Consider the following 16,885-nt stretch of genomic DNA (forward strand, 5'->3'; position numbering starts at 1 on the left):
TAGACAACGTTGAGACCATCAGGAGACCGCCATGCCACGAACCACCCGCAGGCCCATGCTGTATCCGGCCTTGTTGAGTCCTTGCCTCATCGCGCTGCTGGCCGCATGCAGCAGCGCGCCCGAGAAGCCTGTCACCGACACGCCGGCGAGCACGCCGCAAAGCTGCACCGCCTTGCGTACCTTCACCCTTCCGGCCGCAGCCATCGGCCTGCCCACGCGCGGCGCACGCGTGACGGCCATCGAGAGCGTGGTTGCCAGCGGCGACGGCGCCAAGGCTGTTGGTGCTTACTGCAAGGTGAGTGGCGAGATCAGCCCGGTCGATCCCGCTGCACCGGCGATCCGCTTCCAGGTGGACCTGCCGGCGCAGTGGAATGGAAAGGCCCTGATGTTCGGTGGCGGCGGCTATGACGGCACCATTCCGGACGTGGCCGCCAACGTCCCTGCCGGCGCGGCCACGCAGCCCGGTCCCTTGGGGCGCGGCTATGCCACCTTTGCCAGCGATTCCGGCCACCAGGCCAATGCCACCACGTCGCGCGATGGTTCGTTTGGCAGCAACGACGAAGCCTTGCGCAATTTCGCGGGCGATGCCTTGAAGAAGACGCGCGACGCGGCGCTGGCCATCGTCACCGCCCATTATGGACAGCGGCCTGCACGGGTGTATTTCGCCGGCGGCTCCACGGGCGGACGTGAAGCCCTGGCCATGGCCAGTCGCTGGCCGTCTGATGTGGATGGCGTGATTGCCTTGTATCCGGCCTGGAATGCCGTCGCACTGAACCTGCAGTTTGGCCGCATGACGCAGGCCATGGCGCAGCCGGGGGCTTATCCCGATGCGGCCAAGCGCAAGCTCCTGTTCGATGCCGCCATGGCGGCGTGTGACCGTCTTGATGGCGTGGCCGATGGCGTCATCAGCAACGTTGATGCCTGCAATGCGCGTTTCGATCCGGCCACGGCCTCGCTCAACGGCAAGCCCTTGCGTTGCGAAGGCGGAGGCGAGGGCGGCGACGGTTGCCTGTCGGACGCGCAGATTGCTGCCTTCAAGGTCTTCAGCACGCCGCTGGAGTTGCCTTATCCACTGGCCAGCGGCGAGACGCGCTATCCCGGATTCAACACCTGGGGCACGGATTGGGGCATGGGCACGGGCAGTCCTTTCCAGGCCATCATCCAGACACTGGGACTGGGCACCGAGCAGCCCGCCAATCCGATGCCGGGCGTGAGCAGCAAAGGCAGTCCGCCGTATCACAGCACCTTCTGGGATCAGTGGGTGCGCTACTTCGTTACGCGCGATGTTAACTTCAATCCGCTGGCGTTGGATCCGCTGCGGCCGGGCGGGTATCAGGCGCGGGTGGTGGCGTTGAACGGCTTGCAGGATGTGAATCAGACCGATCTTTCGGCCTTCCGCAACAAGGGCGGCAAGATCCTGATCGCGCATGGCACGGCCGATGCGCTGGTCAGCACGCAGGCCACGCGGCAGTATCTGGGGCGCTTGCAGAAGGCGATGGGGGAACAGCAGCTTGAGGGCTTCGTGCGTTATTACGAGATCCCCGGCTATGGGCACGTGTTTGGTACGGCTTTCAATGCGTCCTGGGATTCACTGACTGCGCTGGAGCAATGGGTGGAGCAGGGGAAGGCCCCGGTGGATCAGATCGTGGTGGATACCACCGTGGTACCGGGCCGCAGCCGGCCGCTGTGCCGGTATCCGGCTTGGCCGCAGTATCGGGGGAGCGGGTCCGTGAATGAGGCGGGGAGTTTTGTTTGTGTGGGGCGGTGAGGCATTGATGTGCGTCTTGCGGGAGCGTCTTCAGGCGCTCAGCAGGCGCGCCGCCAACACGGATTGCATGTCACGGCGACCGTCTGCGATCACGTAAATCAGGACCTGCTGCCCGGCCACGCGGTAGATCACGCGGTAAGGCTTGAAGAGAGTCTGACGATATTCTTTGATGCCAAGACTGACCAGCTCCTTTGGAAAGCTGCCACGTTCAGGGAAGCTCGACAGACTCTCTACAACATGCATCAACTGATCGAGGACATGGTCGGCGTTGGCCACACAGTCGAATTCAGAGATGTAGTCATGGATGGCTTCCAGGTCCCGCTCTGCCCCTTTGGTCAGCAGGACTTCGAATCTGGCAGACTTGCTCTTCTTCATTCAGCCGTACGCTTGGCACGCAGCCTGGCAACGACATCGCCTACCGGTGTGAGCTTGCCGGCAGCCACATCCTGATTGCCAAGCGCCAGGATTTTCAGCAAGGCGAGCGTTTCCTGAGTTTCTTCATAGGAAGCAAGGTCTTGCAGAACGGCCTTGGCTTCGCCATTTTGGGTGATGACCAACGGCTGACGCTGCTCGGCTAAATGTGTCAACACGTCGGCGGCATTGGCCTTGAGATAGCTGATCGGTTTGACTTGGGATGAGTAGCGCATGGACGTGCTCCTGATTGGGGTGGACTTAATATAGTCTTTTTATGGTCCTTGGGCAAGGAGGGGCAATCGTGCCCAAGGATTTCCCGCACCGCGAAAGCAGTTGACCGGCCGCGGCCGGGCGTCCTGCTGCGTTATCGAATCAATGAACCACCTGTGCATCGCCGCCCAGGCCCGCGCTGTATATATGGGAGAACACCGCTCCCGCCTTCATGTTGATTTCGTTGGAATCGTAGGCGCCGACTGGCAAATGCGCGTACAAGTGCTTGATGATCTCAGCCCTCATTTGGGCCTGCACGGTCGCCATACTACGCAATCGCTCCATTGCGAAACGCTGATCGGCCAATTTGGCCAATAAGTCCTTCGCGATTCGCTTTATCTCTTCTCGGTCACCCTTGGTGAGTGAATCTTTCTGAAGTAAGTCGAACACCGCCAGTTCAGTCTCGCTATCAAGTCCTTCGCGCAGGTAGCGCTTTTCCTCTTCGCTGCAGTCGTCATTGAAGGCGAACAGGTCATCCATCACCTTCTGAATTTCGGCCGTATCCTTGTCTTTGTTGTATTCGCGAACGATTTCCTGGTAACGCGCATACAGGTCCACGCGTGTCGGGTTGCGTGTCACCATTGCGGCCAGGCGTTCCTCGATCTTCTCCATCAAATTCATCGCCACCACATTCTTGAAGGGCGATTTTTCGAATTCGGCACGCAGGCGAGAAAAGTCGATATTGGAAAGGTTATACCGGGCTTTAGGTTCTCTGGCGCACGGCGCTTCGGTTGCTACCGACACATCTACTACGTCGTACAAATCCTGTAGCAAGCTGCTGACGTCGGGTGATACACGGGCATCCTGCATCTTGTTGTAAATGGCGGTCACTGCACTTTCCACTGCATCGAAATCAAAGAGGCCAGGGTGAGGAAACAGGCTGCGGTGGCGCGCTTGCACATCCTCAACGATCACCTGATAGGTCTTGCGGCGCTCGTCGCTTTCGCAGAGAAGGTTGACAGCGACCAAGATCTGCTGCTGTTTGTCAAAGCCTTTGGCCTTGATCAGTTCGTCGACATCAAAACCCAGATCCATCAGGAACTCGGTCGCTACTTTGAGGCTATCGGCATATTCCCCCAGCGCCTCAGTGTCATCCCGTACCGTATCCTGTTCAGCATCTCCCTTGCCCGTACCAGCACGATCGCCTTGCGCAAAAGTTGCCAGTGCCCGGCGCAGGCTTTTGATCATGCCGTTGTAATCGATGATCAGCCCCTGCTTCCGTCACCTTCCACGGCCAGGAAAAAAGCGACACCAACACCAAACTGGCACGCATGAACCTGGTGGTGCATGGTTTGGATGCCTCCAACATCCGCCAGGGCAATACCTTCTACGACCAGGCCGAACACCTGATTGGTCAATGCGATTTCGTCATGGCCAACCCGCCCTTCAATGTGGACGGTGTAGATACCAAAAAGGTGGAGGCACAGGTTGATGAGGCCGGGCGCTTGCCCTTTGGCTTGCCAGGTACCAATGCCAAGACTGGCGCCATCTCCAATGCCAACAGCCTGTGGATTCAGTATTTCTATGCCTACCTGAACGACAAGGGCCGCGCTGGTTTCGTCATGGCCTCCAGTGCCTCCGATGCTGGCAACAAAGACCGCGACATCCGCGAGCAACTGGTCAACACGGGCCACGTCGATGTGATGATGGCCATCGGCAACAAGTTCTTCTACACCCGCAGCCTGCCTTGCACCCTGTGGTTCTTCGATAAAGGCAAGTCGAAGAACCTGCAAGACCAGGTACTGATGATCGACGCACGCAACGTCTACCACGTCGTCTCGGCACGTTCGCACGTGTTCACCGAAGAGCAACTCGCCAACCTCAACGCCATCGTCTGGCTGTACCGGGGTGAGCGCAAGAAATTCATCGCCCTGGTGGCAACATACCAGCGTCAGGTAGATGAGTGGCTCTCTGCCATTCCCGCCCGTATAAAGGCTGACACTGCCGCCATAGGTGCCTTGGCTGCGCCTCTGCAAGCCTTCGCCGATCAGGCCCGGCTTGCCGAATTGAACGCCGACCAGGCCGAGGACGCGCAGATCACGCAGGCCCAGCTCGATGCCTTCAAGGCCGAGTTGAGTGCTGCCCAAGCCGACACGCACGCCACGGACGCCATCAACGCCTTGCTTACTGCCTGCACGCAGAGCCGATCTGCGATCGCCAAAGCAGGCCAGAAGGAGCACGCTGCGCAAGTGGCTCTGCAAGCCACGCTTGATGTGCTGGCCCCGCAACTCAAAGCCACCGGCAAGCTGCTCGAAGCACGCCACAAACAATGGCTCAAGTTGCTGGACACGGCGGAAAAAACTTTGCGCGTGCGCAGCAGCAAGGCATTCGACGGCAAAGCCGCCCGCGACGCCAAGCGCGCCTTGCTGGCGGCCGACAGCAAGAAAAACGAAGCCCCCTCCGTGCGCGACGCGGTACTCGATGCGCTCAAGCAGGCTGCCTACTTCATCCATCAGGTGCACTGGCTGCATAGCCGCTTTCCACAGGCCCTGTTTGCGGATGTGGCGGGATTATGCAAGGCCGTCAGCGTTGATGACATCGCCGCCAACGATTACTCACTCACCCCCGGGCGTTATGTGGGCGTGGCTGCCGCTGCTGAGGAGGATGAGGACGACTTTGCGGAAACTATGCGCGGCATTCACGCAGAACTGGCTGAGCTGAATGAAAAGGCAGCGGAACTGGCGGGGCGGATTGCCAGCAACTTTGAGGAGTTGTTGGGATGAGTTGGAAACCCCGGCGCCTCAATGAATGTGTCAAATTCCTTTCGGGTGGCACGCCGAACAAAGGGACACCAGAATTTTGGGATGGGGAAATCCCATGGGTTAGTTCGGCCGAAATGACAGAGCGATTCTTGCAAGACACTTCGTTACGGATTAGTCAAGCCGGATTGAATGCGGGCAGTAGGCTGGTTCCCTCCGGCACGACGTTTGCCGTAGTTCGGGGCATGTCGCTGGCCAAAGAATTCAGAATTTCCCTCGCCCAACGTCCAATGGCATTTAACCAAGACGTAAAAGCATTGATTCCCAAATCTGGTGTTGACGGAAAATTCATCTTCTATAGCCTATCGGCTCATGCCAACGCGATTCGCGATTTGGCAACGGAAGCCGCGCACGGCACAAAAAAATTGGAAATGGATAGACTGGAGAACTATGTCATTCATGTGCCTGATGATATTGAAACGCAGCGATCTGCAGCATCGATAGCGCACGCCTACGACGACCTGATCGCCACCAACCAGCGCCGCATCGCCTTGCTCGAGGACGCCGCCCGCCGCCTCTACCGCGAATGGTTCGTGCACCTGCGCTTTCCTGGTCACGAATCAGTGCCAGTGAACGATGGGGTGCCGGAGGGGTGGTGTAAGAAACCGATGACCAGCGTCGCGGATTTCATCAATGGTTTTGCTTTCAAGCCTGAGCATCTAGGCGAATCTGGTCTGCCTATCGTAAAGATTCCTGAGCTTCGAAGTGGTATCACTAGCAAGACGCCCTACAACCAGGGCAACATTGTTCCGCAGCGAAACCACATCAATACCGGAGATATCCTTTTTTCGTGGTCGGCAACCTTATTGGTCAACGAATGGAGTGAAGGCCCTGCGTTGCTTAATCAGCACTTGTTCAAAGTCATTCCACACAGAGAGTTACACAAACGACTAGTACGATTCGCCGTCGAAGCAGCAATACCGGAACTTACTGGTCATGCTGTCGGAGCAACCATGCAGCACATCCGCCGTTCGGCATTGGACAATCATTTAATACTGGTGCCTGACGATACAACTGCTTCGGCATTTGCTGCACAGGTTAACCCGATGATGGACTCGGTTGCCAACTTGAATGCTCAGAACAGAGAGTTAGCCAAGGCCCGCGACCTCCTGCTCCCCAAACTGATGTCCGGCCAACTCGACGTTTCCGGCATCACCTTACCCGATGAGGTAGCATCGTGACCAAGCACTGTAGCGGCTTCCATGTCAGCGCTATCACCGGCGACACAGCGGACTGACCTACAGTTAATAAAAATAGACAGCGGCGATAACCACAAAGCGCCCCGTGGAGGAATCCAAGAAGATGGCCAAGAAGGACTATTCCGAAGACCTGTTGATTCAGGCGCCGACGGCAGAACTGCTGGAACAGCAGCTAGGCTGGCAGAGCGTGTTTGCACAGGATGAAGGCGCAAAAGGTGGATGGGGGCCCACTAGTCTGCTGGGCCGCACTTCGGATGCAGAGGTCGTGCTCACCCGCGAGGTGCTGGCAGCGCTCAAACGCTTGAATCCGGGGTTACCCGACGTCGCCTATCAGGATGCCTTGGCACTGGTGATTCAGGACGACATCACCAAATCGCTGATCGCGCAAAACGAGGAAAAGTACAAGCTGTTGCGCGATGGTGTACCGGTGAAATACCGCGACGCTGGCGGCCGCTTGACCGATAAACGCCTGCGCCTGATCGATTTCGATCAACCCAAAAACAACCGTTACCTCGCCGTGCGCGAGTTGTGGGTTCGTGGCAAGTTGTGGCTGCGTCGCCCGGATGTGATCGGCTTCGTCAACGGCTTGCCCCTGGTGTTCATCGAGCTCAAGCGCTTCGAGGTGCACATCGACAGCGCATACAAGAAAAACTACGCTGATTACCTGGACACCATTCCACATCTGTTCCACTGGAACGCGCTGGTCATCATTTCCAACGGTCACGATGCGCAGTACGGCTCGCTGACCTCCAGCAAGGAGCATTTTTATCGCTGGAAAAGACTGGATGAAGATGACCCGGAACCCGCGAAAGACCAGCCCCTGCTACCGCTTCTTTTGCAGGGAATGCTGCATCAGCAGCGCCTGCTGGATATCGTCGAGAACTTCATCCTCTTTGATGCCACTGAGGGCAGTACCCACAAGATCGTGGCGCGCAACCACCAGTACCTTGGCGTGAATCGTGTGATCGACCGGTTGACCTCCACCGATCCCAAGGTCCAGGCAGAGGTCGCAGCCGGTCAACTGGGCGTGTTCTGGCATACCCAAGGTTCGGGCAAGTCGTATTCGATGGTATTTTTGACCGAGAAAATCCATCGCAAATTATCTGCGTCGTGGTCGTTCGTGGTCATCACCGACCGCACCGAGCTGGATGATCAGATTGCATCGACCTACACCAACTGCGGGCGCGCCAATACCAAGACTGATCAGGCAAAGAATGGCGCTGCACTGCGCTCGATGTTGCGTGACCAGAACCGGCGCTATGTGTTCGGCCTGATTCAGAAATATCGTGAGCGCGTGACGGAGGCCTATTCCGAGCGTGACGACATCATCGTCATCAGCGACGAAGCACACCGGACGCAGTACGGACGCTTGGCGCTGAATATGCGCAAAGGATTGCCACGCGCAAAGTTCCTGGGCTTCACGGGCACCCCGTTGATCGATGCCGGGGAGAAACAGCTGACTCGCCAGGTCTTCGGTGACTATGTCTCGATCTATGACTTTCAGCGTGCAGTCGCCGACGGTGCGACGCTGCCCCTGTTCTATGAAAATGCCGGTGAGAAGCTCAAGATCATCGATCCCAAGGTAAGCGAACGTCTCGCGCAGCACATCGAGATCGCGAAGCAGGCTGCTACGCTGGATGATCCGTGGAGCGACGAGAAAGAAGAAAAGCTCTATCGCGAATTGGCGCGGGATTACCCCATCCTGACCTCGCCCACACGACTGGACAAGGTGGCGCAAGACTTTGTGGACCATTTTCACCAGCGCTGGCGTGCGGTCGAAGACGGTGGCGGCAAGGCCTTGATGGTGTGCCTGGACAAGATCACCTGCGTGAAGATGCACGATCTGATCGCAGCCAACTGGCAAGAGAAAGCCGCCCAGTTGGAGGCCGCTGTTGCTGCCGAAGAAGCCTTGTTCGCAGCAAAGGGCAAAGCACCTAATGCTCTGCTCAAGCAACGACGGGAACACGTGGAGTGGATGAACGCCACCGAGTGCTGTGTAGTGGTGTCCCAGGAGCAGGGCGAGGTCGCAGAGTTCGCCAAGTGGAAGAATTTCCGCGATGAGCCGCTGGACATCAGGCCGCACCGTGAAAAGATGGTCAAACGCGACCTGGAAAAAGAATTCAAGAAGGCGGATAACCCGTTCCGCATCGCTATTGTTTGCGCGATGTGGTTGACCGGCTTCGACGTGAAATGCCTGGCCACGCTGTATCTGGACAAGCCCATGCAGGGCCATACCCTGATGCAAGCCATCGCCCGCGTCAATCGGGTTGGTCGTGGCAAGAATCGTTGACCACCGCATGACGCACATCTTCGATGAAATGGCCGGTCTGCACGAACATGCCAGCCGAACCGCAGGCCGGATCAAGCACCAGTCCGTGATCCGGTTCGATGACATTGACGATCATGCGTACCAATGATGGCGGCGTGAAGAATTCGCCGCCTTCCTGTGCGCCACTCATGGCGAACTTGTTGAGGAAGTATTCGTAAATGCGCCCGAACACATCGCCGGTGGCCGCCTTGATGGCGGGGCGGTCGAAAATCTTGACCAGCTCGGCCAGCAGATCGGGTTCGAAGGCGGCATAGCCACGTGGCAGTGCGCCGGAGAGTACGGGGTATTCGGCCTCGACAGCGTCCATGGCGGCGTCGATGATCTCGCCTACCTTGGCCCCTTGCGGGAGGCTGACGATGCGATCAAAACGCGCGTCCTCAGGCAGATAGATGGCGGCCTTGCCTTGAAAGCCGAGCTTCACCACTGTCTCACGCTGGGCGGCGGGCACTTGTGGCGGGATGTCAGCTTCTATTTCGGGCAGGTAAGCCTTGAAACGGTTATCGGCGTGACGCAGGAAGATCAGCCCCAGTACCGGCATCGAGTACTCGGCGGCGGTGAGCTTGGAATTGGCACGCAGCTGGTCAGCGGCGTCCCACAGTTCGTTTTCGAGTTGCTGCACATTCATGCGTAGTTCTCATTGTTCTGTTCATCGGATGCGCTACTATCTTCATCCGCGCCCCCGGCGCGCATCCATTTATCGCCCTCAGAGAGCTGGAAATTCCGAATCCCTCCATCTTGTACGCGGCCCGTTCCTGGTGCTTGCGCCAGCGGGCGTCGATGTTTTTCACCGTGACGCGATGACGGGTGACATCGAACGCAGTGACCAAGGTTTGGCGTCTCAGGCAGTGGCGAGCACGGATGTATCAAGTCGCTTTGAATCGTCAGCACTCTACCAGACGGGCGCAGCGGCTGCTACTTTGAGATGCCTTGAATTGCCCGTGACGAACTGCGGAAAGCTTGCGAAAAACGAGCATTGAGCACTAAGGGATGGGAGCGGGGAGGAGGCCATCGCAAGAAAAAGGGCCCGGAGAATTCCGAGCCCTTGTTATTGGTGGAGCCGGCGGGAATTGAACCCGCGTCCAGAAGCACTCTACAGACAGTTCTACATGCGTAGTGCAGTCAATTGGTTTTGATCCTGGCGACGCGGACGCACACGCTTCGACAGGACGAGTTACCTTGGATTTAATGACGTATGAAGTAACCCCATACGCCACGATTCCCTGTAAATGACTCTACCGCTGTTGCCAGCACACCCCAGGGAAGAAGTGCTGTAGAGCTAGAAGTTTCTTAGGTTTCTAGGTGCGATTTACGCTGCGAGAGCGTAAGATTCGTCGTTTGCATTTAAGCAGTTCCGGATGGATTAACGAGGTAACCAGTCCTCGGCATGCCCTGTTCCGCTTTGCAACCCCTGTCGAAACCAAGTCGGCCCCGTGGTGTTGAAGCTTCGCAAATCCCGCTGGGCGCGTGAACTTGCGTATTACGCTTGCCTCTCTCCGAGTCTCTTCAAGAGGCGCCCGCTTGTTCGGCGGGAGGTGAATTATAACCTACTCCCTACTATATGGGCAGCGCACGGCTTTTCAAGCCCCGCGCCGCCCGCTGGCGCATCGCCTGCTCACTGGATGGTCAGCTCGACCCGTGCCTTCGGTTCCTTTTCAGGAATGCCCGCACCATCCAGCTTGGGCGCGATCAGGAAGATGCGCGCCGGATCGATCACGCTCTGTTCCTGCAAATAATTTCGCACCTGGTCGGCCCGGCGCTGGGCCAGGTTGCGCAAGTCATCCTTGGTCACCTCGGTGTGCTCGAGGATCAGCTTTTCCATCTCGGCTTCGGGCAGGCTCTTGCTCAGGCCGATCATGTTGCGCGGCTTGTCGAACTTGGCATCCTTGTAGACGCGCTCCAGGTACTTGACGCGCTCGGCCGCGCTCACGCGCACCGGGCCGTCCGGCTGGCCTTCCTTGGCGATCAGGTCGGCACGCTTGAGGCTGCGCATGGCACGTTCCAGCGCTTCGCGGCGCAGGCCCTGGTCATCGACCTGGGGATCGACGCGACCGGTGATGTCGAGCTTGATGCCCGGACGCTCATGCAGCGCGTAACCCAGCGCATCCAGTTTCTTGCGCACCTCGTCGGTGATTTCCGAGGAGCCCGGCGAGAACTCGATGTAGCGCAGCTCGCCAATATGCTCGTCCGCCCGGAACATCGACCCGATCAGCGCAAAGGGCGAGGTGACGGCCTTGACGATCAGGTTCACGAATACCCGCACGATGATGCCGCCGACCGAAAACTCCGGATCCGACAGCGAGCCGGAGATCGGCAGGTTCAGGTTGATGTTGCCATCGCGGTCCTTCAGCAGCGACACCGCCAGCATCACCGGCAGATTGGTGGCATCCGGGCTGTCCACGCGTTCGCCGAAGCTCAGCTGTTCAATGCGCAGATCGTTCTGGGCCACCAGCTTGTCGTTCTCGATCTTGTATTGCACATCCATCGAGAGCTTGCCCTTGGTGATCGGATAGCCGGCGTACTTGGCCGAGTAGGGCGTCAGGCGCGGCAGCTGCACACCGTTGGCGCTGGCCTTGAGATCCAGGTACATGGGCTTGAAGAGCGGATTGAGCGAGCCCGAGATCTGCAGAGGAGCATCGTTGTCGATCTTGCCGCTGATGTTGACCGGGGCCGGTTGCGGTTTCTCCGAAGAGATCTGGCCGATGCTGCCGGACAGTCCCGTCATGTTGGCGGTGTAGTTGGGTTTGACGAAGTTGTCGGTGTAGTTGATGTTGCCGCCTTCCAGCACCACCTGGCCGATCCGCACGATGGGCGCATCCGCGGGCGCGGCAGCGGGCGTGACCGGGGTGGCGGAGACGGTCTTGCGCGCGCTTGCCGTGCTGGCAGGCTTGCCGCCCTTCTTGCCATCATCCGTGATCGAGCCCTGTTCCTGCGCATCGGCCACCACGATGTCCTGCAGGTTCAGGCGGCCCTTCTCGGAAAGGATGGCGCGAGCGTAGAAGTTGGACAGCGTCACCTTCTCCAGCGCCACCTGCGCACGTCCGCCCAACTTGGCCTGGATGCCGGCCAGTTGCAGCGTGCGCCAGCGCAGGAAGTCGGTGGAAGTCAGCTTGTCCTGCATGCGCAGGTTGGTGATGGCGGCGCTGCCCTTGTAGTCCAGGGCCAGCTTGCGTTCGTCCAGCGGGGGCGTCAGCTCCAGCTTGCCCTTGGCGCTGGCCAGGCCGCTGCTGATGGTGACATTGAGCACATCGGTGAAATAGTGCTGGAAGGGCGTGATGGGCAAATCCTTCACATCCAGATCCAGCGCCACACTCCTGAAGTGCGCTGCAGCCTGTCCGGCCAGATCGGCGCTGCCGTTCTTGTCGAAGCGCGCCTGCAGCTTGAAGGGAATGGCCTGGTCCAGCGTATCGGTGAGCGTGGGTGCCTGCAGCGAGAGCGATTCCAGCGCCAGCGGCTGTGCGCCCTTGCCCGGGGGCGTCAAGCGCAGGTCGGCCAGTTGTACCTTGCTGTCGTCGAGCTTGAGATGGCCGTCACGCAGCTGCAGTGTGGTCTGCCCGGAGAGTTTGCCGGCTACGCCGCTGATGGGGGCGCGTGACAGGTAATTCTGGTAGCCGGCGAGGTCGATGTTCTCCAGCGTGATCTTGCCTGCCACCCCGGGTTTGAGCGGCTGCAGCTGGCCGTCGAAGGCCAGCTTGCCATGGCCGTTTTCCACCGCCGACAGGGTCAGGTGCGCGGGCTTGGCATCAGCGGCGGTAGAGAGCTGGGTGGCGTTGATGTCGATCTTGCTCAGCTTGATCGATTGGGCAGGCGCCGCATTGGCTTCGTCGCGCCAGTTCACTTCGCCGCCGCGCACGGTCAGTTGTTGCAGCACGATGGGGGCTGTCGGCTGGGGTGTGCTGGCCGCAGGAGCGGGGGCATCCTTCTTCGCGGTACCTGCGCTGTTCTTGCCGCCGGCACTGCCGCCACCGGCCAGCGCACGCTGCCAGTTGATCTCGCCACGCGCATTCATGCCGGCCCAGACTTGCGGCTGCTCCAGCGTGAGCTGGTTCAATTCGCCGCTGGCGGCCAACACGTCAAATTGCTTCACCTGCAGCGCTACCGACTTGGCTTTGAGCAGCGGTGCGCGGGCCTTGTCCTGCAGAGCGACGTCATCCAGGCGCACATCGCCTGCCAGGGTGACGGTCGGCTTGTCATCCTTGCGGGTAAAACCCAGATCCAGCTTGGTGCTCAGCTTGGCACTCTGGATGATGACCGGTAATTCGGCAGGGACGAAGGGCAGGTAGCCCACCAGGTCGAGCTGGTCGATATCGATGGCGAAGGCCGATTCCTGCGTCGAGGCGAAGGGTTTGCTGCGGCCCTTCAGGTGCAGCGGCGTACCGTTGATGGTGGCCGACAGTTGCGGCTGCACGAAGCTGTCGATGTTGCCCGGCAGGTTGGAGATGAAGGGCAGGCCCACCTGCAGCGCGGCGATGTCGATGTTCTTGCCGCTGACCTTGTCCTCGAAGCGGATCTGTCCATCCTGCAGTTGCACGTTGGCCAGCGAGAAGCGCGCCTGACCTTCGCTCTTGGGCTGCGCGGCCAGGCGATCAAGGATGTCGGAGAAGTTGTAATGGCCACTGCCCTCGGCATCTACCCGCACCACGTGCAATTGCGGCGTAGTCAGCCTGATCTCGTCCAGCACCGGTGCCAGGCGCAGCAGCGAGGCGGCCGAGAGGTCGGCCAGCAAGCCCTTGGCGCTGAAGAAGGGCTGCGTGCCATCGGCTTCATAGAGTGTGATGTCGGAGGCGCGCAGGGCCAGCTTGAAGGGGTTGAAGGCGATCTCGCCGATTTCCAGCTTGCGGCCGATCTGGGCCTGGGTCTGGTCGACGGCGATCTTGCGCACCAGCGCGGGCAGGGCGGCCCAGCTCAACGCGGCCAGGACCAGCAGGACGGCCAGCGTCCAGCCGGCCCAGCGCAGCGGGCGTCTCATTCGTTGCCAGGCGAGGTGCTGGGTGAGTGAGGCGCGATCCGGCTTGCTCATGACGGTTTCCCTTGTCGGTGCCGGTCCGTCCTGGGGCGATGCCTGCGCAGGTGGCCGGTTCTGGTTGTGATGGTGTGTGGTGCTGCGGCGTGCGCCGGGTTGTCGCCATTCTAATGCGAGGCGACATGGCACTGCTAGGAGGGAAATGGCGCGCTCAAGTTTCCTTGCGCGCGCCAGCAAAGGCGGGAAAGCGGATCAGTCCAGCAGGGTCAGGATGTCCAGCGGTGCATGCAGCAGCGCATCGGCCTGCCACGCAGCCGGTTCGGTGTGGCCGCAATAGCCCCAGGCAGCGGCAATGGTCGGCATGTTGGCGGCGCGCCCGGCCTGGATGTCGCGCAGGTCGTCGCCGACGTACCAGCAATCCTCGGCTGGCAGCCCCAGGCGCTTGGCAGCTTCCAGCAGCGGCGCGGGATGCGGCTTGGGATGCGGGGTGGTGTCGCCGGAGACGATGCATCCGGCATGGCCCAGCCCGATCTGCGGGGCCAGCACGTCGGTGAAGCGTGCCGCCTTGTTGGTGACGATGCCCCAGGCTATGCCGCGCGCTTCCAGTTGCGCCAGCAGTTCCGGGATGCCGTCGAAGAGGCCGCTGTGGGTCGTCATGTTGGCCTGGTAGCGGTCCAGGAAAAGTACGCGCAAGTCTTCATATTCCGCATCGCCCGGATTGATGCCCAGCGCTGCACCGATGAGCCCGCGGGCACCGGCCGAGGCGACCGGACGCAAACTTTCATAGGGGGCATTTTCCAGGCCCCTTTGCTGGCGCAGGTAGTTGGCGGCGGCCGCCAGGTCGGGAGCAGTGTCGGCGAGCGTGCCGTCGAGGTCGAACAGGATCGCGCGGGGAGGGCGGAGTGGCATGGGCTTCAGGATGGCAGGAAGAAAAGCGCCGCAGCGGGCAGCTGCGGCGAGGGGAACGAACCGGCGAGGCGCGAGCGAGGCGGCTCAGCCCAGCTTGGTACAGGCCACCAAGTAGTTCACGCTGGTGTCGTCGTTGAGCGAATAGATCTTGGTCAGCGGGTTGTAGCCCATGCCCTTGAAACCATCGATCTGCAAACCGGCTTCGCGCGTGTAGTGCGCCAGCTCGGCCGGGGTGATGAACTTGGCATAGTCATGCGTGCCCTTGGGCAACAGGCGCAGCACGTATTCGGCACCGATGATGGCCATGACGTAGGACTTCATGTTGCGGTTCAGCGTGGAGAAGAACAGCTTGCCGCCCGGCTTGGCCAGATTGGACGCAGCGCGCACGATGGCAGCCGGATCGGGGACGTGTTCCAGCATCTCCATGCAGGTCACGACGTCGTACTGGCCGGCTTCACGCGCGGCCATGTCTTCGGCGGCGATCTTTTCGTAGCGCACCTTCACGCCGGATTCCATGCTGTGCAGGTCGGCCACTTTCAGGGCCTTGTCGGAGAGGTCGATGCCGGTGACGTCGGCCCCTTTCTTGGCCATCGATTCCGCCAGGATGCCGCCACCGCAGCCGATGTCGATCACCTTTTTGCCGGCCAGCGGGGCGCGGGCGTTGATCCACTCCAGGCGCAGCGGGTTGATTTCGTGCAGGGGACGGAATTCGGAACCCGGGTCCCACCAGCGATGGGCCAGTTCACTGAATTTCTGGATCTCTTGGGGATCGGCGTTCATGGTCGCATTGGTCGTGTTCATGGGGCCTAATGATAGCCCAATCCGACGCGGCGGGTAGGCTGTGCCAGGTCAAGATGCGCCGCAATGACGGGACAAGTGCTTGCAGAGGCGTGCATGACCAGCAAATGAAACAGGAATAAAAAAACCCCGCCGAAGCGGGGTTTTCATAACAGCCTTGTAGCAGCAATCGATTACTTGCGGGTACCCACAACTTCGATTTCCACGCGACGGTTCTTTGCGCGGCCAGCAGCGGTCTTGTTGTCAGCGACCGGTTGCGACTTGCCCTTGCCTTCGGTGTAGACGCGGTTGGCTTCAACGCCCTTCGAGACCAGGTAGGCCTTGACGGACTCAGCACGGCGAACCGACAGCTTCTGGTTGTAGGCGACGGAGCCGATCGAGTCGGTGTGGCCGACGGCGATGATGACTTCCAGGTTGATCGCCTTCAGGTTGCCAACCAGTTCATCCAGCTTGGCCTTGCCAGCCGGCTTCAGGGTTGCCTTGTCGAAATCGAAGAAGGCGTCAGCAGCGTAGGTGACCTTTTCCGAGGTCGGGGCAGCGACAGGAGCAGGAGCCGGAGCAGGAGCAGCAGCGGCAACCGGAGCCGGTGCGGGCGGTTCTTCGCACGGACCGTTCACGTAAGCGGTTTGCCAGCACAGACCGTAACCGCTGCGGGTCACGACGTCACGGCCATCTTGCAGGTACAGGCTGCCGGGACGAACCTTGATGTCCTTGGTTTCCTGAGCGGTGGCAGACAGTGCGATGGCTGCGGACGCAGCAGCGAAGACGAGTTTTGCTAATTTGTTCATGTTTCTCCTCTCGGGTGAGATATCCGCAGATAAACTGCGCTACAAGATTACGACATCAAAAAAATGAATAATATCATGTGTTCAGGTCGTCACAGGCCCTTGTTCCATGGGGCTAGTAATGAACTTAGCCGCCATTCTGCCACACGGATTGACCTTCAGCGATGCTTGCCAATTGGTCCAGACAACGTTTTTGGGACTGTGTTGTTTCTTCGCAACGCGATATTTTCGGGCCGTTTTTGTTCCTTTAAGGCTGAAAAATGCCGGATTTTTTAAAGAAAATCCTTATATTTCATACAGTTCGCGCATTTTCACTCGGGCAAGTAGTTGCCATTTTCTCCGCAGCATCGCGATTCCCGGTCCCTCGGAATTCTCCTGATGGCGTGCACCGGGAAAGTGAGTTTCGGAAAATTTTCCCCAAATTGGTCATTTGACAGCAACCTGCGGCGGAGAAACATTCGATGCCGGGCGGCAATGCCGGCCGCTGAGTTCGGGCGCTCTAATATATATAGGCTTTCGGACCTGGGATTTCGTCGCTCCCAGGCGCTGGGAGGAGCTTTGCGGCGCATGCGGTGAGGGCCTGCCCCGGGCCGGGTGTCCTCGCGAAGCATGCCGTTGCAGGGTCATTGAGGGCGTTTGACGGGCTTTTGACCCTCCTGGCGTGCTAGAATGCGCTGTTCTGATCAGTCCAAGG

The 16,885-nt window shown here is 59.7% G+C and carries 11 protein-coding genes, 1 other RNA gene and 1 pseudogene; 4 read left to right on the forward strand and 9 right to left on the reverse strand.

From position 1 onward, the window contains the following. Positions 1-31 precede the first annotated feature (31 nt). Complete coding sequence (locus ACWHXP_RS00960) at positions 32-1,768, forward strand: tannase/feruloyl esterase family alpha/beta hydrolase (protein WP_489634685.1); 1,737 nt, start codon at positions 32-34, stop codon at positions 1,766-1,768. Between the two features lie 30 nt (positions 1,769-1,798). On the opposite strand, the gene ACWHXP_RS00965 is transcribed toward ACWHXP_RS00960, so the two are convergent. From ACWHXP_RS00965 to ACWHXP_RS00975, 3 genes are all read right to left on the reverse strand, one after another. Continuing rightward, complete coding sequence (locus tag ACWHXP_RS00965; protein ID WP_489623685.1) at positions 1,799-2,143, reverse strand: type II toxin-antitoxin system RelE/ParE family toxin; 345 nt, start codon at positions 2,141-2,143, stop codon at positions 1,799-1,801. Beyond that, positions 2,140-2,415, reverse strand: coding sequence for a type II toxin-antitoxin system Phd/YefM family antitoxin (locus ACWHXP_RS00970; protein ID WP_259433091.1), 276 nt, complete (start codon positions 2,413-2,415; stop codon positions 2,140-2,142). The genes ACWHXP_RS00965 and ACWHXP_RS00970 overlap by 4 nt, the downstream gene beginning before the upstream one ends. Before the next feature lie 139 nt (positions 2,416-2,554). Then, complete coding sequence (locus ACWHXP_RS00975) at positions 2,555-3,640, reverse strand: type I restriction enzyme endonuclease domain-containing protein (RefSeq protein WP_489634684.1); 1,086 nt, start codon at positions 3,638-3,640, stop codon at positions 2,555-2,557. An 83-nt stretch (positions 3,641-3,723) separates the two neighbouring features. Between ACWHXP_RS00975 and ACWHXP_RS00980 the strand changes: the two genes are divergently transcribed. From ACWHXP_RS00980 to ACWHXP_RS00990, 3 genes and pseudogenes are all read left to right on the forward strand, one after another. Next, complete coding sequence (locus ACWHXP_RS00980; RefSeq protein ID WP_489634683.1) at positions 3,724-5,175, forward strand: HsdM family class I SAM-dependent methyltransferase; 1,452 nt, start codon at positions 3,724-3,726, stop codon at positions 5,173-5,175. Next, positions 5,172-6,392 carry a restriction endonuclease subunit S gene (locus tag ACWHXP_RS00985; RefSeq protein WP_489634682.1) on the forward strand — a complete coding sequence of 407 codons (1,221 nt, stop codon included), beginning with the start codon at positions 5,172-5,174 and terminating at the stop codon, positions 6,390-6,392. Before ACWHXP_RS00980 ends, ACWHXP_RS00985 begins: the two co-directional genes overlap by 4 nt. A gap of 121 nt (positions 6,393-6,513) precedes the next feature. Next, a pseudogene (locus ACWHXP_RS00990) lies at positions 6,514-8,691 on the forward strand (type I restriction endonuclease subunit R); the annotation flags it as partial. Here the strand turns inward: ACWHXP_RS00990 and ACWHXP_RS00995 are convergent. From ACWHXP_RS00995 to ompA, 6 genes are all read right to left on the reverse strand, one after another. After that, positions 8,669-9,364: a type I restriction-modification system subunit M gene (locus ACWHXP_RS00995; protein ID WP_489634681.1), complete on the reverse strand. Its 696-nt coding sequence runs from the start codon at positions 9,362-9,364 to the stop codon at positions 8,669-8,671. The pseudogene ACWHXP_RS00990 and the gene ACWHXP_RS00995 sit on opposite strands and share 23 nt — an antisense overlap. A gap of 424 nt (positions 9,365-9,788) precedes the next feature. Beyond that, positions 9,789-10,169, reverse strand: a transfer-messenger RNA (tmRNA) gene (gene ssrA, locus ACWHXP_RS01000). A gap of 182 nt (positions 10,170-10,351) precedes the next feature. After that, a complete protein-coding gene (locus ACWHXP_RS01005) occupies positions 10,352-13,756 on the reverse strand; it encodes a DUF748 domain-containing protein (protein ID WP_489634680.1) in 3,405 nt (1,134 codons plus the stop codon). Positions 13,757-13,951: 195 nt separating this feature from the next. Continuing rightward, the gene (locus ACWHXP_RS01010; RefSeq protein ID WP_209582568.1) at positions 13,952-14,608 is read right to left on the reverse strand and encodes an HAD-IA family hydrolase; all 657 of its coding nucleotides are present in this window, start codon (positions 14,606-14,608) and stop codon (positions 13,952-13,954) included. An 84-nt stretch (positions 14,609-14,692) separates the two neighbouring features. Further along, positions 14,693-15,409 carry a bifunctional 2-polyprenyl-6-hydroxyphenol methylase/3-demethylubiquinol 3-O-methyltransferase UbiG gene (gene ubiG / locus ACWHXP_RS01015; protein WP_489634679.1) on the reverse strand — a complete coding sequence of 239 codons (717 nt, stop codon included), beginning with the start codon at positions 15,407-15,409 and terminating at the stop codon, positions 14,693-14,695. A gap of 170 nt (positions 15,410-15,579) precedes the next feature. Next, positions 15,580-16,194 (reverse strand): outer membrane protein OmpA, encoded by a 615-nt coding sequence (gene ompA, locus ACWHXP_RS01020; RefSeq protein WP_006462111.1) that lies wholly within the window; start codon positions 16,192-16,194, stop codon positions 15,580-15,582. Between the last annotated feature and the right edge of the window lie 691 nt (positions 16,195-16,885).

The organism is Herbaspirillum sp. Her2 (assembly GCF_057961375.1).